General features: G+C 67.2%; 21 protein-coding genes. 6 read left to right on the top strand and 15 right to left on the bottom strand.

Annotation, left to right across the window (positions count from 1 at the left end):
• Positions 1–23 precede the first annotated feature (23 nt).
• From ACU5AX_RS14225 to ACU5AX_RS14255, 7 genes are all read right to left on the bottom strand, one after another.
• On the bottom strand, positions 24–3,002 hold the full coding sequence (locus tag ACU5AX_RS14225) for a 2-oxoglutarate dehydrogenase E1 component (protein WP_446691472.1): 2,979 nt from the start codon (positions 3,000–3,002) through the stop codon (positions 24–26).
• Between the two features lie 156 nt (positions 3,003–3,158).
• Positions 3,159–4,043 (bottom strand): succinate--CoA ligase subunit alpha, encoded by an 885-nt coding sequence (gene sucD / locus ACU5AX_RS14230; protein ID WP_115379064.1) that lies wholly within the window; start codon positions 4,041–4,043, stop codon positions 3,159–3,161.
• Positions 4,044–4,126: 83 nt separating this feature from the next.
• Positions 4,127–5,089 carry a malate dehydrogenase gene (gene mdh / locus ACU5AX_RS14235; protein ID WP_446691473.1) on the bottom strand — a complete coding sequence of 321 codons (963 nt, stop codon included), beginning with the start codon at positions 5,087–5,089 and terminating at the stop codon, positions 4,127–4,129.
• 302 nt (positions 5,090–5,391) lie between these two features.
• The gene (gene zapE / locus ACU5AX_RS14240) at positions 5,392–6,501 is read right to left on the bottom strand and encodes a cell division protein ZapE (RefSeq protein ID WP_446691474.1); all 1,110 of its coding nucleotides are present in this window, start codon (positions 6,499–6,501) and stop codon (positions 5,392–5,394) included.
• A 95-nt stretch (positions 6,502–6,596) separates the two neighbouring features.
• Positions 6,597–7,160: a PaaI family thioesterase gene (locus tag ACU5AX_RS14245; protein ID WP_446691475.1), complete on the bottom strand. Its 564-nt coding sequence runs from the start codon at positions 7,158–7,160 to the stop codon at positions 6,597–6,599.
• A 1-nt stretch (position 7,161) separates the two neighbouring features.
• Positions 7,162–7,947, bottom strand: coding sequence for a succinate dehydrogenase iron-sulfur subunit (locus ACU5AX_RS14250; RefSeq protein ID WP_198354722.1), 786 nt, complete (start codon positions 7,945–7,947; stop codon positions 7,162–7,164).
• A 74-nt stretch (positions 7,948–8,021) separates the two neighbouring features.
• The gene (locus ACU5AX_RS14255) at positions 8,022–8,597 is read right to left on the bottom strand and encodes a ClpP family protease (protein WP_446691476.1); all 576 of its coding nucleotides are present in this window, start codon (positions 8,595–8,597) and stop codon (positions 8,022–8,024) included.
• Positions 8,598–8,701: 104 nt separating this feature from the next.
• Here ACU5AX_RS14255 and ACU5AX_RS14260 point away from each other — a divergent pair, with 104 nt between their 5' ends.
• The 3 genes from ACU5AX_RS14260 to ACU5AX_RS14270 are packed head-to-tail and all read left to right on the top strand — an operon-like array spanning position 8,702 to position 10,223.
• Complete coding sequence (locus ACU5AX_RS14260; RefSeq protein ID WP_446691477.1) at positions 8,702–9,706, top strand: SDR family oxidoreductase; 1,005 nt, start codon at positions 8,702–8,704, stop codon at positions 9,704–9,706.
• An 18-nt stretch (positions 9,707–9,724) separates the two neighbouring features.
• Complete coding sequence (locus ACU5AX_RS14265) at positions 9,725–9,994, top strand: hypothetical protein (protein WP_446691478.1); 270 nt, start codon at positions 9,725–9,727, stop codon at positions 9,992–9,994.
• Positions 9,987–10,223 (top strand): hypothetical protein, encoded by a 237-nt coding sequence (locus ACU5AX_RS14270; protein ID WP_198354718.1) that lies wholly within the window; start codon positions 9,987–9,989, stop codon positions 10,221–10,223. The genes ACU5AX_RS14265 and ACU5AX_RS14270 overlap by 8 nt, the downstream gene beginning before the upstream one ends.
• A 3-nt stretch (positions 10,224–10,226) precedes the next feature.
• Here the strand turns inward: ACU5AX_RS14270 and ACU5AX_RS14275 are convergent, their stop codons facing one another.
• The 4 genes from ACU5AX_RS14275 to sdhC all read right to left on the bottom strand — a co-directional run bounded on the left by ACU5AX_RS14275 (position 10,227) and on the right by sdhC (position 13,887).
• A complete protein-coding gene (locus ACU5AX_RS14275) occupies positions 10,227–11,123 on the bottom strand; it encodes a glycoside hydrolase (protein WP_446691479.1) in 897 nt (298 codons plus the stop codon).
• A 150-nt stretch (positions 11,124–11,273) separates the two neighbouring features.
• On the bottom strand, positions 11,274–13,076 hold the full coding sequence (sdhA, locus tag ACU5AX_RS14280; protein WP_446691480.1) for a succinate dehydrogenase flavoprotein subunit: 1,803 nt from the start codon (positions 13,074–13,076) through the stop codon (positions 11,274–11,276).
• Entirely contained in the window at positions 13,076–13,459 is a 384-nt protein-coding gene (gene sdhD, locus ACU5AX_RS14285; RefSeq protein ID WP_198354913.1) for a succinate dehydrogenase, hydrophobic membrane anchor protein, read from the bottom strand. The genes sdhA and sdhD overlap by 1 nt, the downstream gene beginning before the upstream one ends.
• Entirely contained in the window at positions 13,459–13,887 is a 429-nt protein-coding gene (gene sdhC, locus ACU5AX_RS14290) for a succinate dehydrogenase, cytochrome b556 subunit (RefSeq protein WP_446691481.1), read from the bottom strand. The genes sdhD and sdhC overlap by 1 nt, the downstream gene beginning before the upstream one ends.
• Before the next feature lie 103 nt (positions 13,888–13,990).
• Here sdhC and ACU5AX_RS14295 point away from each other — a divergent pair, with 103 nt between their 5' ends.
• From ACU5AX_RS14295 to ACU5AX_RS14305, 3 genes are all read left to right on the top strand, one after another.
• The gene (locus ACU5AX_RS14295) at positions 13,991–15,391 is read left to right on the top strand and encodes a methyl-accepting chemotaxis protein (RefSeq protein WP_446691482.1); all 1,401 of its coding nucleotides are present in this window, start codon (positions 13,991–13,993) and stop codon (positions 15,389–15,391) included.
• A 74-nt stretch (positions 15,392–15,465) separates the two neighbouring features.
• A complete protein-coding gene (locus ACU5AX_RS14300; RefSeq protein WP_446691483.1) occupies positions 15,466–16,161 on the top strand; it encodes an SDR family NAD(P)-dependent oxidoreductase in 696 nt (231 codons plus the stop codon).
• On the top strand, positions 16,151–17,101 hold the full coding sequence (locus tag ACU5AX_RS14305) for a 50S ribosomal protein L11 methyltransferase (protein WP_446691484.1): 951 nt from the start codon (positions 16,151–16,153) through the stop codon (positions 17,099–17,101). Before ACU5AX_RS14300 ends, ACU5AX_RS14305 begins: the two co-directional genes overlap by 11 nt.
• Positions 17,102–17,172: 71 nt before the next feature.
• On the opposite strand, the gene ACU5AX_RS14310 is transcribed toward ACU5AX_RS14305, so the two are convergent.
• From ACU5AX_RS14310 to ACU5AX_RS14325, 4 genes are all read right to left on the bottom strand, one after another.
• Entirely contained in the window at positions 17,173–19,515 is a 2,343-nt protein-coding gene (locus ACU5AX_RS14310) for a xanthine dehydrogenase family protein molybdopterin-binding subunit (protein WP_446691485.1), read from the bottom strand.
• Entirely contained in the window at positions 19,512–20,501 is a 990-nt protein-coding gene (locus ACU5AX_RS14315) for an FAD binding domain-containing protein (RefSeq protein ID WP_446691486.1), read from the bottom strand. Before ACU5AX_RS14315 ends, ACU5AX_RS14310 begins: the two co-directional genes overlap by 4 nt.
• A complete protein-coding gene (locus tag ACU5AX_RS14320) occupies positions 20,498–21,004 on the bottom strand; it encodes a 2Fe-2S iron-sulfur cluster-binding protein (protein WP_198354710.1) in 507 nt (168 codons plus the stop codon). Before ACU5AX_RS14320 ends, ACU5AX_RS14315 begins: the two co-directional genes overlap by 4 nt.
• 83 nt (positions 21,005–21,087) lie before the next feature.
• Positions 21,088–23,490: a TonB-dependent receptor gene (locus ACU5AX_RS14325; RefSeq protein ID WP_446691487.1), complete on the bottom strand. Its 2,403-nt coding sequence runs from the start codon at positions 23,488–23,490 to the stop codon at positions 21,088–21,090.
• Positions 23,491–23,551: the final 61 nt, after the last annotated feature.

The raw sequence follows: 23,551 nt of genomic DNA on the forward strand, positions 1-23,551 counted from the left end.
CGACGGCCGGGCCACTCGTCATCTTAGCTCGACGGCGCCTGCGTGGGCCGTGCCGTCGTCGTGCTGCCTTCTGCACGCGTCCGGCGAATCTCCTCACGCACGTTATGGCCCAGTGCGTCGGCGACCAGCGCGCCCTGCTCCGCGGTGTGGCGCTTCATCAGGCCGGTCGCCGGCGAAGCCGCACCGGCGCGGCCGGCATAGCGGGCGCGGGCGACACGCGCACCGGCCTGCTGCAGCACCTCTTCGATGAACGGCTCGACGAAGAACCAATAGCCGTTGTTCTTCGGCTCTTCCTGCGCCCAGACGACGTCCTGCAGGTTTGGCATCTTCGCGATCCGCTCCGCCAGCGCCTCGCTGGGGAAGGGATAGAGCTGCTCGACGCGGACGATCTGCGTATTCGTGTCGCCGGCGGCATCGCGCGCTTCGATCAGGTCGTAGGCAACCTTGCCGGTGCACAGCACCAACCGGGTCGTCTCCGCATCGGGTGCGCCGTTGGTGTCGGACAGCAGACGGCGGAAGTGGCTGTCGCCGAGGAAGTCCTCGCTCTTCGACACCGCCAGCTTGTGACGCAGCAGCGACTTCGGCGTGAACAGGATCAGCGGCTTGCGGAAGTTGCGATGCATCTGCCGACGCAGCAGGTGGAAATAATTCGCCGGCGTGGTGACGTTGGCGACCTGGATATTGTCGCCCGCGCACGATTGCAGGAAGCGCTCAGGACGTGCGGAGCTGTGCTCCGGCCCCTGCCCCTCGTAGCCGTGCGGCAGCAGCATCACCAGGCCGTTGGCACGCAGCCACTTGGACTCGCCCGAGGTGATGAACTGGTCAATCATGATCTGGGCGCCGTTAACGAAGTCGCCGAACTGCGCCTCCCACAGCACCAGCGTCTTCGGGTCGGCGAGCGCATAGCCATATTCGAATCCGAGCACGCCATATTCGGACAGCGGGCTGTCGAGCACCTCAAAGCGGCCGTGTTCCACCGTCTGCAGCGGGATGTACTTGTGCTCGTCGGTCTGGTCGACCCAGACGGCGTGACGCTGGCTGAACGTCCCGCGGCCCGAATCCTGACCCGACAGGCGCACGCCATAGCCCTCCGACAGCAGCGAGCCGAAGGCCAGCGCCTCACCGGTCGCCCAGTCGAAGTTCTCACCCGTTGCGAACATCTGGCGCTTGGCGTCGAGCACGCGGCTCAGCGTCTTGTGGACCTGGATCGAATCCGGGATCGTCGTCAGTTTGCGGCCGAGCGCGTCGAACAGCTTGCGGTCCAGACCCGTCTCGACGTTGCGGCGGCCCTGATCGCTTTCCTTCGGCGCCGACAGGCCCGACCAGCGACCGGCGAACCAGTCCGCCTTGTTGGGCTTGTAGCCCTGACCGGCTTCGAACTCGCCCTCGCAGCCGGTGACATATTGCTTGATGTTCTCGTCGACCCACGCCTGGTCGACGACGCCTTCCGCCACCAGACGCTTCGAGTAGATCTCGCTGACGCCGGGATGCTTGCGGATGATGTTGTACATCAGCGGCTGGGTGAAGCCCGGCTCGTCGCCTTCGTTGTGGCCGAACCGACGGTAGCACCACATGTCGATGACGATATCGCGGTGGAACTTCTGCCGGAATTCCATCGCCATCTTGGTGGCGAAGGTCACCGCCTCAGGATCGTCACCGTTGACGTGGAAGACCGGCGCCTGCACGCCCTTCGCCACGTCCGACGGATAGGGCGACGAACGCGCGAACTGCGGGCTGGTGGTGAAGCCGACCTGATTGTTGATGATGAAGTGGACGCAGCCGCCGGTGTTATAGCCGCGGATGCCGGAGAAGCCGAGGCATTCCCAGACGATCCCCTGCCCCGCGAAAGCCGCGTCGCCGTGGATCAGCACCGGCAGCGAGGCGGTGTGATCGGTCAGGTCGCCGGCGATCGTCTGAATCGCGCGGGTCTTGCCGAGCACGACCGGGTTGACCGCCTCGAGATGCGACGGGTTGGCGACCAGGCTCATATGCACCTTGTGGCCGTCGAACTCGCGGTCCGACGAGGTGCCGAGGTGGTATTTCACGTCGCCCGAGCCGCCGATGTCCTCCGGATTGGCGGAGCCGCCGGCGAATTCGTGGAAGATGACGCGCAGCGGCTTGCCCATGACATTGGCGAGCACGTTCAGCCGGCCGCGGTGCGCCATGCCGAAGACGATCTCGCGCACGCCATACTGGCCGCCGTATTTGATGACGCTTTCGAGCGCCGGGATCATCGATTCACCGCCGTCGAGACCGAAACGCTTCGTCCCGACATACTTCTTGCCGAGGAACTTCTCCCACTGCTCGGCTTCGATGACCTTGTTGAGGATCGCCTTCTTGCCGTCGACGGTGAAGTCGATCGCCTTGTTCTGGCCCTCCATCCGCTCCTGCAGGAAGCGGCGTTCCTCGACATCGACGATGTGCATGTATTCGAGGCCGACGTTGCCGCAATAGTTCTTGCGCAGCGTGTCGACCAGCTGGCGGATCGTCGTCCACTCGAAGCCCATCGTACCGCCCAGATAGACGGGGCGATCAATGTCGGCATCGGTGAAGCCGTGATATTCGGTGCGCAAATCCTCGGGCATCTCGCGCTTGGCGAGGCCGAGTGGATCGAGATTGGCGGCAAGGTGGCCGCGGACGCGATAGGTGCGGATCAGCAGCTGGGCGCGGATCGCATCGCCGGCCGCGCGGATGATCTCGTCCTTCGACGGCGCCGGTGCAGCGGCGGCGGCCGGGGCGGGCTTGCCGCCCTTGGCCGGCTTCGGCGCCGGCTCCATCTGCGTCGGGTCAAGGCCGGCAGTCAGGTCATCGGTGGTGGTCAGCGGCCAGCGCTGGTTGGTCCAGCTCGGACCGCCCGCCCCACGCTCCAGCCCTTCGAAGAAGGTCTGCCAGCCGCCCTCGACCGACGCGGGGTCGGCCTGGAACTTGGCATAGAGCGCCTCGATGAACGCCGGGCTGACGCCCTGCGCGATGTCACTGAAATCCTGGCCTTCGTAGCCCATCGTCTTCGTCCTTCTTTCCCTCTCCCGTCGGGAGAGGGAGGGGCCCGCCCGCATAGCGGGTGGGAGGGTGAGGGTGACGGGTGCCCCACACCCTCACCCTTCCGCCGCCTGTCGGCGGCTCCCTCCCTCTCCCGGCGGGAGAGGGAGGGTGTAACGTCAACCCTTCAGCACCTCGAGCAGGGTCGAGCCCAGCTCCGACGGCGAGGCCGCGACCTTGATGCCCGCGGCTTCCATCGCCGCGATCTTGTCCTCGGCACCACCCTGTCCGCCCGACACGATCGCACCGGCGTGACCCATGCGGCGCCCCGGAGGCGCGGTGCGGCCGGCGATGAAGCCCGCCATCGGCTTGCTGCGTCCGCGCTTCGCCTCGTCGCGCAGGAACTGCGCCGCTTCCTCTTCGGCCGAACCGCCGATCTCGCCGATCATGATGATCGATTCGGTGGCGTCGTCGGCGAGGAACAGCTCCAGCACGTCGATGAAGTTGGTGCCGTTGACCGGGTCGCCGCCGATACCGACCGCGGTGGTCTGGCCGAGGCCGGCGTTCGAGGTCTGGAACACTGCCTCATAGGTCAGCGTGCCCGAGCGCGACACGACGCCGACCGACCCCTTCTTGAAGATCGAACCCGGCATGATGCCGATCTTGCACTCGCCCGGCGTCAGCACGCCCGGGCAATTCGGGCCGATCAGCCGCGACTTCGACGCCGACAGCGCGCGCTTGACGCGGACCATGTCGAGCACCGGAATACCCTCAGTGATGCAGACGATCAGCGGCACTTCCGCGTCGATCGCCTCGAGGATCGAGTCCGCGGCAAAGGGCGGCGGCACGTAGATCACCGACGCATCGGCGCCGGTCTTGGTCACCGCCTCGGCGACGGTGTCGAACACCGGCAGGCCGAGATGCTCGGTACCGCCCTTGCCCGGCGTGACGCCGCCGACCATCTGCGTGCCGTAATCCAGCGCCGCCTTGGTGTGGAAGCTGCCGGTCTCACCGGTCATGCCCTGGGTGATGACCTTGGTGTTCTTGTTGACGAGGATGCTCATGGAGGCTCCCGAGAGTGACAGCCTCCGTCGGCGGAGGCCATGATAGAGGGCGCTGGCGACCACCGGCCGCCGGCGCTGGAAGATTAGGCGAGGCTCTCGTCGATGCCCTTGCAGGCGACGAGCAATTCCTTGACCGCGTCGACCGAGACCTGAAGGTTGGCCTTGGCCTCGTCCGACAGCTTGACCTCGACGACCTTCTCGACGCCGCCGGCGCCGATCACGACCGGCACGCCGACATAGAGATTGTCGATGCCGTACTCGCCCGACAGATGCGCCGCGGCCGGCAGGATGCGCTTCTGGTCATAGAGATACGCCTCGGCCATCGCGATGCCGCTGGTCGCGGGCGCGTAATAGGCCGAGCCGGTCTTGAGCAGCGCGACGATCTCGCCACCGCCGCCGCGCGTGCGCTTGATGATCTCGTCGACCTTGTCCTTGGTCGAGAAGCCCATCTCGATCAGGTCGCTGACCGGAATGCCGCTGACGGTCGAATATTCGAGCACCGGCACCATCGTGTCGCCGTGACCGCCGAGCACGAAGGTGTTCACATCCTTCACCGACACGCCGAATTCCTCGGCGAGGAAGTGGCTGAAGCGCGCCGAGTCGAGCACGCCGGCCATGCCGACGACCTTATTCGCCGGCAGCCCGGAGAATTCGCGCAGCGCCCAGACCATCGCGTCGAGCGGGTTGGTGATGCAGATTACGAAGGCGTCAGGCGCATTGGCCTTGATGCCCTCGCCTACCGCCTTCATCACCTTGAGGTTGATGCCGAGCAGGTCGTCGCGGCTCATGCCGGGCTTGCGCGCGACCCCGGCGGTGACGATGATCACGTCCGCACCAGCGATGTCGGCGTAATCGTTCGAGCCCTTGATGCTGGCGTCAAAGCCTTCGACCGGGCCGCACTGCGACAGGTCGAGCGCCTTGCCCTGCGGCACGCCCTCGACGACGTCGAACAGGACGATGTCGCCCAGTCCCTTGAGCGCTGCGAGGTGCGCGAGCGTGCCGCCGATATTGCCGGCGCCGATCAGCGCGATCTTCTTGCGGGCCATCCCAATCCTACTCCGTGATGAGGGCGTGTGAATTGGTCACGCCGCATAGGCCTATTGGTGCGATGGCACAACCGCATAACGACCACCGGTTAAGATAATTGATGATAATCGTTCGCGATAGCGATAAGGGGGATTTGCCTCTCCTCAGCGCAAGGTCTGATCCGATGGACAGGCAGTCGCGACAAGGCGCTGTGCCTGACCAGCAGCGCTCCTCAACCAGGCTCCGGTCTTCGCCCGTGACGAAAACGGGTCTGTATACCCAAAGCCGTGCCCCAGCGTCAGACAACTGCCGCGGAGCGGTGCTAGGCCGCCTCCCCCGCTGCACCATGCCCCTGGGCAAGATAGTCGTCCGAGCGCATTTCCTCCAACCGGCTGACGGTGCGCTGAAATTCGAAGCGGCCGTCGCCTTCGGGATAGAGCGCGTCGGGTTGCGCATCCGCGGCGGCGAGCAGCTTGACCTTATGCTCGTAGAGCGCGTCGATCAGTTGCACGAAACGCGCCGCCTCGTTGCGATTCTCCGGCCCCAGCTTCGGAATGCCGACCAGAATGACCGTGTGGTACCGGCGCGCGACCGCCAGATAGTCCGCCGCGCCACGCGCCTCGCCGCACAGCTTCTTGAAGGAGAATACCGCGACGCCTTTCAGCGTCTTGGGAACATGCAAGGTGCGCCCCTGCACGTTCAGGTCCTCCGAGGGGATGGGTTCGCTGACTTCATGGTCCGTCAGTCGGAAAAAGGCGGCGGACAGTTCCGCCGTCACCTGCGGTCCGTTCGGCACCAGCCAGGTGTCCTGCTGGCCGAGCCGATCGCGCCGATAGTCGACCGGCCCGTTGAGCGCGAGCACGTCCAGCCGGCTTTCGATCAACGCGATGAAGGGCAGGAAATGCTCGCGATTGAGGCCGTTGCGATACAGCTCCGACGGCGCGCGGTTCGACGTGGTGACGATCGTCACGCCGGCCGCGATCAGCGCGGTGAACAGCCGCGACAGGATCATAGCGTCGGGCGAATTCGTAACCATCATCTCGTCGAACGCGAGCAGCCGCGTCTCCGATGCCAGTGCCGCCGCGACCGGCGCGATCGGATCGCCGGCCTCGCGGCGCCGCTCGATCGCGATCCGGCCGTGCACCTCCAGCATGAATTCGGCGAAATGCACCCGCCGCTTCGCCGCCACACCGACATTGGCGAAGAACAGGTCCATCAGCATCGACTTGCCGCGTCCGACGTCGCCCCACAGATAGACACCACGCACGCTCGTCGCGCGGCCGGTGACGCGAGCGAGCAGGCCGCGCCGTTGCGGCCGCTCGAGCGCGACGGCGAGGGCATCGAGACATTCCGCGGCGGAACGCTGCTCCGCGTCCGGGCGCAACTCGCCGGCGGCGATCAGCGCGTCATAGGCAGCGAGAACAGCGGACACGGACAATCTCCTGCGCGACCAAACGGCGCGGCCCCTTCGACCGCCAGCCCTGTCGCATACGGCGCCCCCGCGGGTCCGGGAGCATGGTGAACATCTTAGGCGATGGCGGGCGGGGTCGATTTGCGCAGCGTCGCGGTGAAGCTGGCGATCGTCGAGGTGTCGTCCTGCACGATCAACCCGCGCAGGAACAACAACCGGCCGGTTTCCCGCAGAAGCTCGATCCGTGCCTCGACCGGACGGTCGATCGCCCCGCCGCCGATGAATTGCGTCGCGAGGTCGAGCGTCACTCCGCCGCCTGCCTGCAGCACCCCGAAACCCCGGGCCGCCGCGAACAGGGCGCAATCGATGAAGCCGAGCAGCGCACCGCCATGGGTCTGGTCGCGTAGATTGCTGTGCGCGCGCGTCGGCGTCATGCGGACACGCGCGATGCCGTCCTCGACCCTGACATGGATGGGCCCGAGGAAGGCATTGAAGCGGCTGCTGTCACCCAACTGCCAGAGCATCCACCCGGGAACGTCAGGGTCGGCTTCGTAGCGGAACGGCACAGCCTTGCCCTCCCCGCCCGTCGCCCCGGCCGCACCAAAGGCCGCCGTACCACTCCCGTCGGGCGAGGCAGAGACCGGCGCAGAGTCGGCCGGACGAGGGTGTTCGAGCGCCAAGTTACAGGATGCGCTCGGCTTCCATCTTCTTGACCTCGGCGATCGCCTTGGCCGGGTTCAACCCCTTCGGGCAGGTGTTGGCGCAGTTCATGATCGTGTGGCAGCGATACAGGCGGAAGGGATCTTCCAGCTGGTCGAGCCGCTCGCCGGTCATCTCGTCACGGCTGTCGGCAAGCCAGCGATAAGCCTGCAGCAGGATCGCCGGGCCGAGGAACTTGTCGGCATTCCACCAATAGCTCGGGCAGGACGTCGAGCAGCAAGCGCACAGGATGCACTCATACAGCCCGTCCAGCTTGGCGCGGTCCTCCGGCGACTGCAGCCGCTCCTTGCCCGACGGCGGCGGGCTAACCGTCTGCATCCACGGCTTGATCGAGCTGTACTGCGCGTAGAAATGCGTGAAATCGGGCACCAGGTCCTTGATCACGTCCATCGACGGCAACGGCGTGATCTTCACCTCGCCGCGAATGTCCTCGATCGCGGTGGTGCAGGCGAGGCCGTTACGGCCGTCGATATTCATCGAGCACGATCCGCAAATGCCTTCGCGGCACGAACGACGGAAGGTCAGCGAACTGTCCTGCTCGCCCTTCATCTTGATCAGCGCGTCGAGCACCATCGGCCCGCAGCTATCGAGGTCGATCTCGAACGTGTCGTATCGCGGGTTCTCGCCCGTGTCGGGGTCGTAGCGATAGACCTTGAAGGTCTTGACGCGCTTGGCGTCGCCATTCGCTTTATGGACCTTGCCCTTGGCGCGAACCTTGCTGTTCTTGGGCAGGGTGAAGTCGGCCATCGCCGCAGCGCTCCTTGAATTGCTGCACCTGCGGCTATGCCTTTCGCTGCGCGGGTGCAACCCCCAAGGTGGGGTTAGATCACGTCGAGCACCAGTCCCAGCGCCTTGGCCTCCTCGGCCTCGACGTACCAGTTGCTCCGCGCGCGATCGCGCAACTGCTCGAACGTGACCTGCGAGCCGGCGACGATCGCGCGGAAACCCTCTTCCTGAATCAGGATCGACTGTTCGATCTCGTGCAGCTTGGCCTTGAGCACAACGGGCAAGGTAGTGAGCGGCCCCGACAGATCGAGACTGCCGGTCATCTGGCGTTCGTGCAGCATCAGCCGGGTGTTGCGGGTCAGGAAACGGCGCTCGACCGGAAATGCGGCCATGAAGGTGGCGCCGGCGGAATAGACGGCGACCTTGCCCAGAAACAGGGCGTCTCGACCGCTATGGTCTCGTAGCAGCCGGATGTCGTCGCCCATGGCCCGGCCCATTTCCGGGTCGCCGCCAAGTGTGGTCAAAGAGACCACCAGCGGGCCATCGGCGGGCGCCGCGGCGAGCTGGCTCTTGAAGCGATCGTACATTCCTTCGTCCACCGGTCCGTGCAGCTGGACATGCGGGCGGGCGAGCAGCGGATAGTCGCGGGCGGTGTTGGGGGCCTGGATCATGGCGTGCGAACCATTCGCATCACTGTCCGGTTCCGCGCGGATCGCGGCGGAACCCGCGCCCGGCTGAGACGCTTGGGACGCAAAGCAACCCACGGGAATCGCCCATGAAGCCGACGCTCAAGCCGCTCGCGGAACAGGTCATCGTCATCACCGGCGCAAGTTCCGGCATCGGACTTGCTACCGCTTGCGCGGCTGCGGAGGCCGGCGCGCGGGTGCTGCTGATCGCGCGGGAGGACAAGGACCTGCGCCCGATCGTTGCCGAGATCGTGGCGAGCGGCGGCACCGCCGACGCCTTCGCCGCCGACGTCGGCGACGCAGCGCGTTTGCGGGCCGCGGCCGCCCATGCGGTGCAGCGGTTCGGGCGGATCGACACTTGGATCAACGGCGCCGGGGTCGCGATCTACGCCGCGCTGCGCGAGACACCTGCCGAGGAACACGAGCAACTCTTCCGCACCAACTACTTTGGCACGGTCCACGGTTGCCTCGCCGCCATTCCGCATCTGGAACGGGGCGGCGCCCTGATCACCATCGGATCGATCGCCGGGGATATGCCGAGCCCGCTGATGGGCGCCTATGCGGCGTCGAAACATGCGATCAAGGCCTATGTTGAGGCACTGCGCATGGAGCTGGGCGAGGCCGGGCTGCCGATCTCGGTGACGCTGGTCAAGCCGTCGGGCATCGATACGCCGATCGCGCAGCATGCCGCCAATCACGAACCGGGCGAGGCCCAGATCCCGCCGCCGGTCTACGATCCGAAGCTTGTCGCCCAAGCGATCCTGCATTGCGCGACGCACGTGAAGCGCGAGATCACCGTCGGCGGTGCGGGGCGCGCGCAGGCGCTGTTCGCCGCCCATTTTCCGGCGCTGTTCGAAGTCCTTGCGCCCAAGGCGGCAGCGAGCTTCATCGACCCGGCGCGGCCGCAGCCGCGGCCGGACAATCTCTTCGCCAGCGTGCGCACCGGACGCATCCGCTCGGGCGAACATCACGCGCGCCGGACCAGTTTCTACACCACCGCAGCGGAATATCCCGGCACAACCGCGGTCATCGGTGTCGGCCTCGCCGCCGGGCTGGGCGCGTTGATCGCCTCGCGCCACCGCACCCGACACTGATCGAAAGGACGCACAATTATGGCCGAATCCCATGTGGCGATCGATACCGCCACCGTGTTCGACAATGTCGACGACCGGCAGATCGAGTTCGCCGGCGAGGCGAGCGGCTGGCGTTACGACTTCGCGTTGCGCTACGACGTCCTGGAGGCGCTGGCCGGTGCGGTACCGACCGATCCCCTGCCCGTCTTCCAATTGCACAGTGCCGCGGTGGAGCGCGCCGCCACCGCCGCCTTGGCGCGCGATCCAGATCAGGAGCGGATCGTCGTCAGCGAGAACGATCTTGGCTGAGATTGACTGGACGATGAGCGCCGCCCTTGACGCCGTGCAGCGCGGCGACAGTGAGGTGCCGGAGGTGACCAACCTCGCCGGGGCGGTGCGGGCGTGGCTCGCGCTCGACAACGGCCTGCAGAACGAGGCGGTGCTAACGCCGGAGCGACCTGTGGACCTGGACGGCGAGGCGGTCGCGGCCTTCGAAGGCCAGGCGATCCGTCAACTTGCCGATCTTCTGCCCGAGTGACCGTCAGCACACCTCGGCGGTGAATGTCGGCGGGCCGCCCGGCGGCACGCGGGCAGGACTGTTCCAGAAGACGTCCGTCGCAAGCCGGTGACGATCGCCATAGACGGCACGCAGGGCGTCGGCGAGGGCGGCATCGTACCGGACCAGATCCGCGTCGGACAGCACGACGACGTCGCCGAAACGGGCGACCTTGTTCGAGTTGAACCAGAATTGCGTGCCCTCGGCCCAATATTCCTGGACGGTGGTGGCGGCATATTCGCCCTTCCACCGCCCGGCCGCCAGCGCCGCGGCATAGGCGCGCTCGACGCGCTGGTAGAGCAAGGGGTCGGCCTCGATCACCGCATCGAGGATCGCATGGCTGAATTCATGCACGAAGATGTTCTCGCCACGATAGCGGTCGTGGTCGAGCCCAAGAAGGTTTTCCTCGGCTCCCGAGGTCAGCTTGCCGCCCATGCCACGGGCGCGGCCGTTCCAATATTGTGCGTCGGTAAGACGCCCGATCCGTTCGTCATAATGTTTGCGTTCGCAGACCGTTAGAGCCGGATCGTCGGCTTTCGGCTTCTTCCAGTCGCGCTGTTCGGGAAGATCCATCGTCCCCTCTTCGGGAGACATCACCGCGACGCGATAGCCGCGCGCGATCAGCCAATGGCGGAGGTCGGGCCGCTCGACCAGCATGTCGCGGATGACGTCGCGCGCGAACAGCAGGGCAACCGGCGGCACCTTCGAGGAGGCAGCGACCGGAATACCGGCGGCATCGACATAGCGGCTGTAGAAGCGATCGAGTTTCAGCGCGGGCGGCGGCGCCGTGACAACGGTTGCGGCGTAATCCGGAACCTGGAGATGAGTCTGCGCTGCGGCGGCGGAGGAGAAGGCAATCAGTGTCAGGGCCAGAACGCGCATCGAAACTCCCCTCGTAGATCGTATACGATGGCAGAGCCAGGGAGCCTCAGCAAGGCCAGAAATGCTTCACCTTCGACAAACGAAAAGGGGCGGGGGAGGCCTGCGCTCCCCCGCCCCTTGCCGCTCGACGAACGTGTCAGATCGACGTGATCAATACACCCGCTTCTTCGGCTTGATGTACTCGACCTCGTCGGTCAGCGTGTAATCGTGCACAGGGCGATAATCGATCGCGGTGCTGCCGCCCTCGCCACCCCAGCCGTCGAAGGTCGTGATCGTGTGCTTCATCCAGTTCGCATCGTCGCGGTCCGGATGATCCTCGTTGACGTGCGCCCCGCGCGATTCCTTACGGTTCGCAGCCGATTCCATCGTCACCACGGCCTGGCTGATCAGATTGTCGAGTTCCAGCGTCTCGACCAGATCGGTGTTCCAGATCAGGCTGCGATCCTGGATGCCGACATCGGCCATGCGCTTGTACAGGCCGTTGATCAGCGTCTGCCCCTCGCTCAGCAGCGCATTGTCGCGGAACACCGCGCAATGCTTCTGCATGGTGCGCTGCATCTCAAGACGGATCTGCGCGGTGGGCGAGCCGCCGGCGGCATGACGGAACTTGTCGAGACGGCCCAGGGCCAGCTCTTCCGAGCCCTTGGGCAGCGGATTGTGGCTGGTGTTCGGCTTGGTGATGTCGGCAATCCGCTTGCCCGTCGCCCGGCCGAACACGACCAGATCGATCAGCGAATTGGAGCCGAGGCGGTTGGCGCCGTGGACGCTGACGCACGCCGCCTCGCCGACCGCGAACAGGCCCGGGACGACGCTGTCCGGATTGCCGTCCTTGAGCTGAACGACCTCGCCGTGGAAGTTGGTCGGGATGCCGCCCATGTTGTAGTGCACGGTCGGCGTCACCGGCAGCGGCTGGCGGGTCAGGTCGACGCCCGCGAAAATCTTGCCCGTCTCGGTGATACCGGGCAGCCGCTCGTGCAGCACCTTGGGATCGATATGGTCGAGGTGCAGGAAGATGTGGTCCTTGTGCGGGCCGACGCCGCGGCCTTCCCGCATCTCCATCGCCATCGAGCGCGACACGACGTCGCGCGATGCCAGATCCTTCGCCGATGGTGCATAGCGCTCCATGAAGCGCTCGCCCTCGGAATTGGTCAGATAGCCGCCCTCGCCGCGCGCACCCTCGGTGATCAGCACGCCCGCGCCGTAGATGCCGGTCGGATGGAACTGGACGAACTCCATGTCCTGTAGCGGCAGGCCGGCGCGCAGCACCATGCCGCCGCCGTCACCGGTGCAGGTATGTGCCGAGGTCGCGGAGAAATAGCAGCGGCCGTAACCGCCGGTGGCGAGCACGGTGTTGTGGCTGCGGAAACGGTGGATGCTGCCGTCTTCCATGCACAGAGCGATGACGCCCCGGCACTCGCCATTGTCCATGATCAGGTCGAGCGCGAAATATTCGACGTAGAAGTCGGCATCATAGCGCAGCGACTGCTGGTAGAGCGTGTGCAGCATCGCATGGCCGGTACGGTCCGCCGCGGCGCAGGTGCGCTGCGCGGGCGGGCCCTCGCCCATGTTCTGCATCATGCCGCCGAACGGGCGCTGGTAGATGCGGCCCTCGTCCGTGCGGCTGAACGGCATGCCGGCATGTTCCAGCTCGTAGACGGCGGCCGGTGCCTCGCGCACCATATATTCGATCGCGTCCTGGTCGCCGAGCCAGTCGGAACCCTTAACGGTGTCGTACATATGCCAGGTCCAGTGATCCGGACCCATGTTGCCGAGCGACGCGGCGATGCCGCCCTGCGCCGCGACGGTGTGGCTGCGCGTCGGGAACACCTTGGTGATGCAGGCGGTCTTCAGACCGTTCTGCGCACATTCCATGACGGCGCGCAGGCCCGATCCGCCCGCGCCGACGACCACCGCGTCGTACGTGTGGTCGATGATCTTGTACGCATCAGCCATTATGCGGCAGCTCCGAAAGCGACCCGCAGGATCGCAAAGATGGCGACGGCGGCGGTGCCGACCGTGAAGAAGTTGAGCGCGATCAGCGCGGCGACGCGCTGTTCATCGTGCTGGTAATCCTCGATCACGACCTGCAGGCCGAGGCGGAAGTGATAGAAGACCGACACGACGAGCAGGATCATCGGAATGGCGACCCAGGCCGACGACAGCCACAGGTGCATCGACGTGTAGTCGAAGGCGGGTTGACGCGCCATCGAGATGACGAACCAGAGCATCAGCAACAGGTTCGATCCGGCGGTCAGCCGCTGGCGCCACCAATGATGCGCGCCTTCCTTGGCGCTGCCGAGGCCGCGGACGCGGCCGATGCTGGTGCCCGAACCCATCACTTGATCCCCTGATAGAGCCAGAAGGCGGCGGTCAGCGCAATGCCGCCAACCAGCACGACCAGGCTGAACATCTTGTTGCGCTTCAGCTCGAACGCGGCCCCCGCATCCATCACCAGGTGGCGGATGCCGTTGAGCATGTGCGTGAAGAACGCCCAGCTCAGCACGACACCGACCAGCCAGCCGATGATGTTGAGGTGTCCCGCCGACGTCGTGAAAACGTCGCGGAAGGTCGCATAGCTTTCCGCCCCGCCCGCCAGTGCCGCGAGCCACCACACCAGCATCACCGTGCCGAGCGTCGCCATCACCGTGCCGGTCGCGCGATGAAGGATCGAGACCAGCATGTGCGGTCCCCAGGCATAGTGGAGCTTCAGAAAGCCGGCAAAGAGATGTGGGCTCTTCGGACGAGCCGGAGTGCGGGATGCCATGGACGGTCCTCGGGTATGATTGCCCTGCCTATTAGGCGCGTGCGCCGATGATGCAAGCCGTATGCCTGCGCTCTAACCGACCATTAACCAATGGGCGATAGCGATGCGGACAGAACCTCAATCAGCGCCGCGGAGTGCCGACTTGTCCGATATCGCTTTGCCCCAGCCGACCACGATCGCCGCCGCGATCGACCTGACCAGTCGGATCAAGGCGTTCGACGGGGGTGAGAACACGCTGGTCCAGCGCGCCGTCGAACTGTGGTCGATCATCGAGCCCGATGCGGCCGATATCGTCGAGGCCTATTGGGGCCATTGGCGTCTGCAGAATCCCGGCGCACCGGAATGGTCGCTGCACGAGCGTGAGCGGCGCGTCGCGGTAGGCATTACCTATCTGCGCAACCGCTTCTGCAATCTCAGCGGCCGCGAATGGGTCGAATCACTCGAGCGTGCCGTGGCCTCCGCCTATGCGGCGGGCGTATCGACGATGGAGGTGCTGGCGATGTCCTGCGCATCCGATCGCGCCGCGCTCAAGGCCCTGATGCAACGACTGCCCACCGACGATCCGCGCCGATCGGTGCTGGTCGACGTGCTGATGCGCCTGTTCGGCATGGAGACCGAGCTGACCGTCGAGCTGTTCGCCGGCTTCCACGACTATAGCAACCGCGTGGCCCGCGACCGGCTGGCCTCGGAATTCCGCGAGGGTATCGCCAGCGCCGTCGAAACCGCGACCGACGAGGGCCAGGCGCTCCGCTCGCAGGCGCAGCGCAGCTCGGGTTCGGCGCGCGGCATGCTCGGCAAGGCAAGCGAGGTCGCCGCCGCGGCCGAACAGTCCGCCGTCGCGATGCGCGAGGCGGCGCAGACTGCGGCCGGCCTGATCCGTGCGATCGAGGATGCCCGTACCGAAGTCGAGGCCGCCGCCGAGATCGCCCAGCGCGCGAGCGTTCAGGCGAGCGATGCGGTCGGCATGTCGGAGGCTTTGTCGGACCATGCCAAGTCGATCGAGTCGATCCTGGGCCTGATCCGCGACATCGCCGGCCAGACCAATTTGCTCGCGCTCAACGCGACGATCGAGGCGGCGCGCGCCGGCGACGCCGGCCGCGGCTTCGCGGTGGTCGCCCAGGAGGTGAAGAGCCTCGCCAACCAGACCGCGCGCGCAACCGACGACATTGCCGCCAAGATCGCCTCGATCCAGGCCGCGACCCGATCGACCGTCGACACCAATGCCTCGATCAAGACGACGGTGACCGAGGTGCAGGAAAGCGCCGACCGCATCCGTTATGCGATGGAGGCGCAGGCGCAGACGGTGACCGCGATCACCGCGGCGGTCGACGAGACCGCGCTCGCCGCCGACTCCATGTCGACCACCATCGCCGCGATCCGTGAGGATACCGAGGCGGTAGCGACCGAGATCGACAGCGTCGGCCGCGGCTTCGACCGCCTCGACGGCCGGCTGGCGACGCTGAAGTCGAGCGCCGGCGAGTTCGTCGCCAAGGTCGCCGCCTGACGCCCCTGCCCTCTCCCGTGCGCGGGAGGGGAACAGGCGTTGCCGGTCGTCCCGGCCCGCCGTAAGGGCAGGCGATGACTATCCTCCTCACCGGATCGAGCCGCGGGATCGGTGCCGCGATCCATGGTGCGCTGACCGACGCCGGCCAGACCGTCATCGGCCACGGCACGCAGAGCGGCATCGCCGCCGACTTCGCCGACCCCGCCGGCCCACGCGCCTTGTGGCAGGCCGCGCTGGAGCAGGCAGATGGCACGATCGACGTACTGATCAACAATGCTGGGGTGTTCGAGGCCAATCCGCTCGACCGCGACCACGACGACTGGGTCGGCGACTGGGAACGGACCCTGCGCATCGACCTGACCGCGGCGGCGGAGTTGTCCCGGCTCGCGGTGCGCCACTGGCAGGAGCGCGGCACGCACGGCCGCATCGTCAACATCGCCAGCCGCGCCGCCTATCGCGGCGACAGCCCGGCGCACTGGCATTATGCCGCGGCCAAGGCCGGCATGGTGGCGATGACCAAGACGATCGCCCGCGGCTATGCGCGCGAGGGCATCTATGCCTTCGCCATCTGCCCCGGCTTTACGATGACCGGCATGGCCGACGACTATCTCGCCAGCCGCGGCGGCGAGGGCCTGCTCGCCGACATCCCGCTCGGCAAGGTGGCGATGCCCGAGGAGGTCGCCAAGGTCGCGCGCTTCTGCGCACTGGAGGCGCCTGCGTCGATGACCGGCGCGGTGCTCGACGTGAACGGAGCCAGCTATGTCCGCTGAAGTCACCAGCTGGAAGGTCACCCTGCCCTGCACCCGCGCCGAGGCGGAGGCGATCGACGCCGCGTCGGACCTGGCGATCGACGCGGTGCTGATGACTACCGAAGAGGTCGAGGACGATGTCGAGCGCTGGCGGCTCGACGCCTATATGGACGCCGAGCCCGATGCGGCAATGCTGGCGTCGCTGCACGCGCTGGTGCCGAGCGCGAGTGGGCGCGACCCGGTCGTCGAGCCGCTGACCGACGCCGATTGGGTGGCGATGAGCCAGGCCGGGCTGGAGCCGATCCGCGAGGGCCGCTTCGTCGTCCATACCAGCGCACATCCGGTCGAGACGCCGGAGGGTGGGCGCGCCTTCCTGATCGACGCCGGCCAGGCGTTCGGCACGGGCCACCACGGCACGACGAGCGGCTGCCTGGCGATGCTCGACAGGCTGGCGGTCGAGGGCGCCGGCTTTGCGCGGATCATCGATCTGGGCACCGGCACCGGCCTGCTCGCCTTCGCGGCGCGGCACCTGTGGCCGGAGGCGGCGGTGACGGCGACCGACATCGACCCGATCGCGGTCGACGTGACGCGCGAGAACATGGCGTGCAACGAGGTCGAGGAGGTCGCGCTGATCGTCGCCGACGGGACGCGCGACCCGGCGATCGTCGCGGGCGGCCCCTACGACCTCGTCATCGCCAACATCCTGGCCGGGCCGCTGATCGCGATGGCGCCGGAGGTCGCGGGCATCGCCGCCCCCGGCGCGACGATCGTGCTGGCCGGCCTGCTGTCCAATCAGGCGGCGAAGGTGGTCGAGGCCTATGCGGCGCAGGGCGCGCGGGAGACGGGGCGCGACGTGCGGGGCGACTGGACGATCCTGCGCCTGCAGGGCGCCGCGACCGCACGGCCCGCCGCAGCCACCGACGCGAGCCGCCGGGGCGACTGGGCGACGGACGGCCGCTAGCGTCCGAAGTTCTCGAAGTTCGCGCACAGGCGGGGTGGCCCAAATAGCCACCCCGCCTAATTGTCCGGCTATTACAGCAGCTTATCCAGAGTGATCGGCAGGTCGCGGATGCGCTTGCCGGTGGCGTTGTAGATCGCGTTGGCGACCGCCGCGGCGACACCGGTGATGCCGATCTCGCCGATACCATGCGCGCCCATCGGCGTGTGCGGATCGGCGATGTCGGTCCAGATCACGTCGATGTCGGGCACGTCGAGGTGCACGGGGACGTGATATTCGGCGAGGCTGGGGTTCATGATTCGGCCGTTGCGCTCGTCGAACTGGGTTTCCTCCATCAGCGCCATGCCGAGGCCCATGATGATGCCGCCGCGGAACTGGCTGCGCGCCGTCTTGGGGTTGAGGATGCGGCCGCAGTCGAACGAGCCGAGGAAGCGGCTGACCCGCGTCTCGCCGGTGACCGCATTGACCCGGACCTCGCAGAACAGGGCGCTGTGCGAATGCATCGACCAGTGCATCAGTTCGAGCGGCGGCGAACCGGCCTGCGTCACCTGCACCTGGTCGCGCTGCGCGCGGGCGAGGATCGAGGCATAGCTTTCGCGCCGGGCCGGATCGTCGAGCTTGGTGAGCCCGCCCTCCTCGCTGCCGACCTCGTCCGGCGACAGGCCGGCAAGCGGCGAATCGTTGCCGGCGAGCTTGAGCAGCTCGGCCACGAGCGCATTGTGCGCGGCGATCACCGCCGCGCCGATCGCCGCGGTCTGTTGCGACCCGCCGGCCATGATCGCGCCGGGGATCAGCGAATCGCCGTAGTCGACCGCGACCCGGTCGAGCGGCAGGCCGAGCCGTTCCGCCGCGACCAGCGCGGTGGTGGTCGACGTCCCCATCCCCATTTCCGCTGCCGCGACATCGACCTGCGCGCGCACCGCGTCGCCGTCGCGGACCAGGGTGATCCGCGCCTGCGCGCCCGGCATACGGTAATAGGGATAGGTGCCGGTCGCGCAGCCGACGCCGATCTGCCATTCGCCATCGCGGCGCGTACCGGCGGTGGTCGGACGATCGGCCCAGCCGAATTTCTCCGCCCCCTGTCGCCAAGCCTCGACGATATGGCGCGACGAAAAGGGCAGGCCCGAGGTCGGGTCCTTGTCCGGTTCGTTGCGCAGGCGCAGTTCGACCGGATCGATGCCCATGTCGACCGCCAGTTCATCGATCGCGCATTCCAGCGCGAAGGTGCCGACCGCCTCGCCTGGCGCGCGCATGAAGGTGTTGGCGAGCATGTTCATCCGCGTCACCTCGACGCCCAGCGTGATGTTGGGCGCGGCATAGCCGGCGCGGGTGCCGAGGATGAACGGTTCCGGCATGTTGTTGTGCGGAGTCATCACCGACAGGCCGGTGTGGATCAGCGCCTGGAACCGGCCATCGGCGTCGGCGCCGATCGCGACCCGTTGTTCGGTCAGGGTGCGGCCGCCGACGGTGCGGTAGACGCCCTCGCGCGACAGCGTGATGCGCACCGGCCGTCCCGCCAGCTTGGCCGCGGCGGCGCCGATGATCTGATGATCCCACAGGCCCTTCGAACCGAAGCCGCCGCCGACATAGGGCGAGGTCAGGCGCACCTGTGCAGGCTTCAGGTCGAACACCTCGCCGATCGTCTGCGCCTGTGCGGTGACCATCTGGCTGGCGTCGTGGATGATCAGTTCGTCGCCCTGCCATGCCAGCGTCGCTGCATGCGGTTCGATCGGGTTATGGTTGTGGCGCGGCGTGTGGTAGCGCTGGTCGACCCGGTGCGCCGCCGTGGCCAGCGCCGCATCGGCGTCGCCGATCGTGTCGGCGAGCGGGCGGCCCATGAATACGCCCTTTTCGATCCCGTTCGCCTTCGCCTGTTCAAGGCTGGTGGTCGACGGTTCCTCGGCGAAGGTGAAGCGAAGCAGGCTGGCGGCATGATCCGCCTGTTCCTGCGTCTCGGCGAGGACGCAGGCGATCGGCTGGCCGTTCCAGTGGATGCGATCGTCCTGCAGGATCGGCAGATCGGCGGGGCCGACCGCGGTCGGCGACGAGCCGAACACGCCCGGCTTATTCATCCGCGGCGCGTTGCGGTGGGTCATCACCAGCACGACGCCGGGCGCCGCTTCGGCGGCGGCGCTGTCGATCGCGGTGATCCGCCCGCGTGCGATCGTCGCGAAGGCGAGCGCGGCATAGACCATGTCGTCGAAGCGATATTCGGCGGCGAAACGCGCCTCGCCCTGCACCTTGAGCGCGCCGTCGAGGCGCGACACCGGCGAACCGATCAGGCCGTGCTTGCGGGCGATCAGCGGATCGGGAACGCCGCCGGGGATCCAGCTGTCGGGGGCGAGCGGCACCAGCTTCTGCATCGCGCTCTGCGCGACGCCCTGCGCCGCCTGTTTGACCGTGTCGACGATGCTCATGCCGCTTCTCCTCGTGCGAGGTCGCCGATCACGGCGGCCAAGGTGCGCGCCGCCAGCGCGGGTTTGAAGCCATTGTCGCGCAGCGGTCGCGCATCGGCGAATTCCGCCTCCGCCGCGGCACGGATCGCCGCTTCGGTCGCAGGACCGCCACGCAGCGCGTCTTCAGCCTTGATCGCCCGCCACGGCTTGTGCGCGACGCCGCCGAAGGCGATGCGCAGGTCCGCGATGCGGTCGCCGTCCATCTCCACCGCCGCGGCGACGGAGATCAGCGCGAAGGCGTAACTCGCCCGGTCGCGCACCTTGCGATAGGTCGAACGCGCCGCCAGCGGCAGCGCCGGCAGTTCCACCGCGGTAATCAGATCGCCGGGCTGCAGCACGGTGTCGCGGTCCGGCGTATCGCCGGGCAGCCGGTGCAGTTCGCCGAAGGCGATCGTACGCCGGCCGTCCGCGCCCTCGACGTGGACGGTCGCGTCGAGCGCGGCCAGCGCAACGCACATGTCCGACGGATGCGTCGCGACGCAGGCGTCGGAGGCGCCGAGCACGGCGTGGATACGATTGAAGCCGTCGCGCGCATCGCAGCCCGATCCCGGCGCGCGCTTGTTGCAGCGCGAACCGTCGGTGTCGTAGAAATAGGCGCAGCGCGTCCGCTGCAGCAGATTGCCGCCGACGGTCGCCATGTTGCGGATCTGGGCCGAGGCGCCGGCGAGGATCGCACGGGCGAGCACCGGATAACGTTCGCGCACGACGCGATGTTCGGCGAGCGCGGTGTTGCGCACGCCCGCGCCGATCAGCAGGCCGCCGTCCGGCGTCTCGGTGATGTCGGACGACAGGCCAGAGACGTCGACCAGCCGGTCGGGCCGCGCCACCGTCTCGCGCATCAGATCGACCAGATTGGTCCCGCCACCGAGATAGGCGACCCCCTGCCCCGTGCCGAGGCGCAGCGCCTCCGCCGTGTCGCCGGCGCGGGCATAGTCGAACGGCGTCATGCCGCCACTTCCTCGACCAGCGTGTGCCGGATCGCGTCGATGATCCCGTTGTGTGCGCCGCAGCGGCACAGATTGCCGCTCATCCGCTCCTGCACCTCCTCGCGGGTCAGCGCGACATCGCCGACCAGATCGGCGCTGACGTGGCTGGGCACGCCGCGCTTCGCCTCCGCCGCCATGCCGATCGCCGAACAGATCTGGCCCGGCGTGCAATAGCCGCACTGGAAGCCGTCATGTTCGATGAACGCGGCCTGCAACGGGTGAAGGCCGTCGTCGTTCGCCAGTCCTTCGATCGTGGTGATCGCGCGGCCGTCATATTGCACCGCCAGTGCGAGGCAGGACAGGATGCGCTCGCCGTCGACCAGCACTGTGCAGGCGCCGCATGCGCCCTGATTGCAGCCCTTCTTGGTACCGGTCAGGTGCAGCGTCTCGCGCAGATGGTCGAGCAGTGAGACGCGGGGGTCGGCGGGGGCCGCCACCGCCATCCCGTTGATGATGAGCGACATGCAGCTTCCTCCTTAGCCTAGGTTGCCAATCTAGTCGGAAAAGCAGCGCGCTCGCAAAGCTTTATTCTTTCAACTGTGCCCGTTCAGAGGTGGAACCTTATCGTCCCGCCGATCGTGCGCGGATCGCTGGGGGTGCCGAGGATCAGGCCGGAATTGCCCGCCTGGATGGTCAGGTTCTGGATATAGTCGGCGGCGAGCAGATTGCGCGCCCAGACGATCGCCTCAACCCCATCGGCGAAGCGATAGCCGATGTTGGCGTTGGTCAAATTATAGGCCCGAATGTAGGTGAAGCGCGACAGGCTGGGGTCGCCGTTATAGCCGCTGCGCGAGGCGGTATCGACGTGCAGCATGATCTGGCCATCGCCCAGCGCCCGGACGTAGTCGAGGCCGGCGGTGATCGCGAAGCGCGGCAACGACGCCAGCCGCCGGCCGGTCAGGCTGCATCGGGTGGTGGCGGCGGTCTGCACCTCCAGCGGGCATGGTCCGGCCGGATAGTCGCTGTAGCGGCCGTCCGCGTAAGCGGCATTGGCCCGCAGGCTGAGGCCGGGGAGCAGGACGGCGGTGACATCCGCCTCGACCCCCTTCACCGTCACTTGGGGTATGTTCGACAGATAGCCGCGCAACTGCACCGTCTGGATCAGCGAATTCTCGACCACCGTCGCCTGGAAGTCGCGCACCTTGGTGTAATAGCCGTCGATGTTGACGATCAGGCGGCGATCGAACAGCGCGTTCTTCAGGCCGATCTCATAGGTCTCGTTGCGTTCGGGGCGGACGACCGCCGTGGCGAGCACCGGCTGGTTGGCATTGTCGAGCGGCAGGCCCGACATGTTGATGCCACCCGATTTGAAGCCGCGCGCATAGCTGGCGTAGGCGAGCGTGGTGTCGGTCGCCTGCCAGGCGAGATTGCCGCGGCCGGACAAGCTGCCGTCGCTGTCGTGCGCCTGGTAGCTCTGCGGCCGCAGCACGCCGAGCCGCGCGCTGATCAGCGCGGCGTTGGTGGTGGCGGGTCCGCCGGAGACGGTGGTGACGTAATAACCGTCCTTGTCCTCCTGGGTGTAGCGCAGCCCGAGCGTCGCGGTCAGCCGCGGGACGATCCGGTAATTGGCCTCACCGAAGGCGGCATAGCTGGTGCTGCGGAAATCGGTGCGGCCGTCCTGGCCGTAACCGTCGAGCAGATTGGCGGGCACCGGCGTATTGGCGGTGCCGGTGGTGGTGCCGATCAGATAGCGTGCCGCGGCCGGCCCGTAGATGCTGATCGGCCGGCCGGTCAGCCGCTGGCGGAAGCCGTAGAGGCCGACGACGTAGGACAAGCGCGCGTCGCCGTTCGAGGCGAGGCGCAATTCCTGGCTATACTGGTCCTGGCGCGACGGGATATGCTGCGACAGCTGGACGGGGATGCCGGTATAGTCGCGGTCGTTTTCCGCATCCCAATTCCAGAAGCGCCACGCGCTGACCGAGGTGAGCGTGACCGGCCCCAGGTTCCAGTCGGTGATCGCGCTGACCCCGCCCTCGTTGGTGTCGACGCCGAGCGGCCCGTCGATATCGGTCTTGCGATCGTAAGGATCGGTGCTCGCCGGCGTGTAGCCGAATTGCGCGGCGAGACCGCTCGGGCCGCCGAACTGCCGGTTGGCGGCACGCAGGGACGTGCCGGTGCGCAGATAGACCTGGGTGCAGCAATAGGCCTGGAAATTGGTGAAGTCGGCGATGACCCGCATCTGGATCGTGTCGTCCGGCCTGACCAGCAATTGCCCGCGCACTGCCTGCGTCCCCAGCGTGTTGGCGGCGCGGCCGGTGCGGACGTTGTCGAGCACGCCGTCACGGCGGGTCGAGACGGCGGACAGGCGATAGGCGATCGCGTCGCTGATCGGCCCCGACACCCAGCCGCGCGCCTGGACCGTGTCGTAGCTGCCGTAGGACAATTCGGCAAAGCCCTCGCGCGTGAAGGTCGGCGCGCGCGAACTGATGTTGAGCGCGCCGGCGGTGGTGTTCTTGCCGAACAGCGTTCCCTGCGGGCCGCGCAACTCCTCGACCCGCTCGATGTCGGCGAAGTCGAACGCCGCGGTCGCCGGACGGGCATGATAGACCTGGTCGATATAGACGCCGACGCCCGGCTCCAGCCCGTCGTTCGCCTGGCTGACCGCGACGACGCTCGATCCCAGGCCGCGGATGGTGAAAGCGGTGTTGCGCGGATTGGCGGAACTGTAGTTGAGGCTGGGGATCAGCGTCGTCAGCCCCTGGGTATTGATCGTGTAGCTGCGGTCGAGCAGCGCGCCGTCGACCACCGACAACGCGGCGGGCACCTGCTGCGCGCTTTCCGCGCGGCGGCGCGCGGTGACGATCACGTCGGGGACGGCGCCCTCCTCCGCTGGGCGGGCGCTGTCGTTGCCGTCGGCTTCGGTGGTGAGGATCTGCGTCTGTGCCCCGGCCTGGCCGGCGCTCAATGGTAGGGCCGCGGCGCACAGCAGCCACGCACAACGCTTCGTCATCGGTCGGATACCCCTATCGTGGCGGGGCACCCCGCTCGTTATATCCGTCGATATATCGAGG

The sequence above is a fragment of the Sphingomonas benefaciens genome, assembly GCF_052907485.1.

What these genes read in the sequence shown, in the direction of transcription:
- ACU5AX_RS14225 (WP_446691472.1), bottom strand. Translation starts at nt 3,002, where the DNA reads ATGGGCTACGAAGGCCAGGATTTCAGTGACATCGCGCAGGGCGTCAGC.
- sucD (WP_115379064.1), bottom strand. Translation starts at nt 4,043, where the DNA reads ATGAGCATCCTCGTCAACAAGAACACCAAGGTCATCACCCAGGGCATG.
- mdh (WP_446691473.1), bottom strand. Translation starts at nt 5,089, where the DNA reads ATGGCCCGCAAGAAGATCGCGCTGATCGGCGCCGGCAATATCGGCGGC.
- ACU5AX_RS14250 (WP_198354722.1), bottom strand. Translation starts at nt 7,947, where the DNA reads ATGGCCGACTTCACCCTGCCCAAGAACAGCAAGGTTCGCGCCAAGGGC.
- ACU5AX_RS14255 (WP_446691476.1), bottom strand. Translation starts at nt 8,597, where the DNA reads ATGATCCAGGCCCCCAACACCGCCCGCGACTATCCGCTGCTCGCCCGC.
- ACU5AX_RS14260 (WP_446691477.1), top strand. Translation starts at nt 8,702, where the DNA reads ATGAAGCCGACGCTCAAGCCGCTCGCGGAACAGGTCATCGTCATCACC.
- ACU5AX_RS14265 (WP_446691478.1), top strand. Translation starts at nt 9,725, where the DNA reads ATGGCCGAATCCCATGTGGCGATCGATACCGCCACCGTGTTCGACAAT.
- ACU5AX_RS14275 (WP_446691479.1), bottom strand. Translation starts at nt 11,123, where the DNA reads ATGCGCGTTCTGGCCCTGACACTGATTGCCTTCTCCTCCGCCGCCGCA.
- sdhA (WP_446691480.1), bottom strand. Translation starts at nt 13,076, where the DNA reads ATGGCTGATGCGTACAAGATCATCGACCACACGTACGACGCGGTGGTC.
- sdhD (WP_198354913.1), bottom strand. Translation starts at nt 13,459, where the DNA reads ATGGGTTCGGGCACCAGCATCGGCCGCGTCCGCGGCCTCGGCAGCGCC.
- sdhC (WP_446691481.1), bottom strand. Translation starts at nt 13,887, where the DNA reads ATGGCATCCCGCACTCCGGCTCGTCCGAAGAGCCCACATCTCTTTGCC.
- ACU5AX_RS14295 (WP_446691482.1), top strand. Translation starts at nt 13,991, where the DNA reads ATGCGGACAGAACCTCAATCAGCGCCGCGGAGTGCCGACTTGTCCGAT.
- ACU5AX_RS14300 (WP_446691483.1), top strand. Translation starts at nt 15,466, where the DNA reads ATGACTATCCTCCTCACCGGATCGAGCCGCGGGATCGGTGCCGCGATC.
- ACU5AX_RS14305 (WP_446691484.1), top strand. Translation starts at nt 16,151, where the DNA reads ATGTCCGCTGAAGTCACCAGCTGGAAGGTCACCCTGCCCTGCACCCGC.
- ACU5AX_RS14310 (WP_446691485.1), bottom strand. Translation starts at nt 19,515, where the DNA reads ATGAGCATCGTCGACACGGTCAAACAGGCGGCGCAGGGCGTCGCGCAG.
- ACU5AX_RS14315 (WP_446691486.1), bottom strand. Translation starts at nt 20,501, where the DNA reads ATGACGCCGTTCGACTATGCCCGCGCCGGCGACACGGCGGAGGCGCTG.
- ACU5AX_RS14320 (WP_198354710.1), bottom strand. Translation starts at nt 21,004, where the DNA reads ATGTCGCTCATCATCAACGGGATGGCGGTGGCGGCCCCCGCCGACCCC.
- ACU5AX_RS14325 (WP_446691487.1), bottom strand. Translation starts at nt 23,490, where the DNA reads ATGACGAAGCGTTGTGCGTGGCTGCTGTGCGCCGCGGCCCTACCATTG.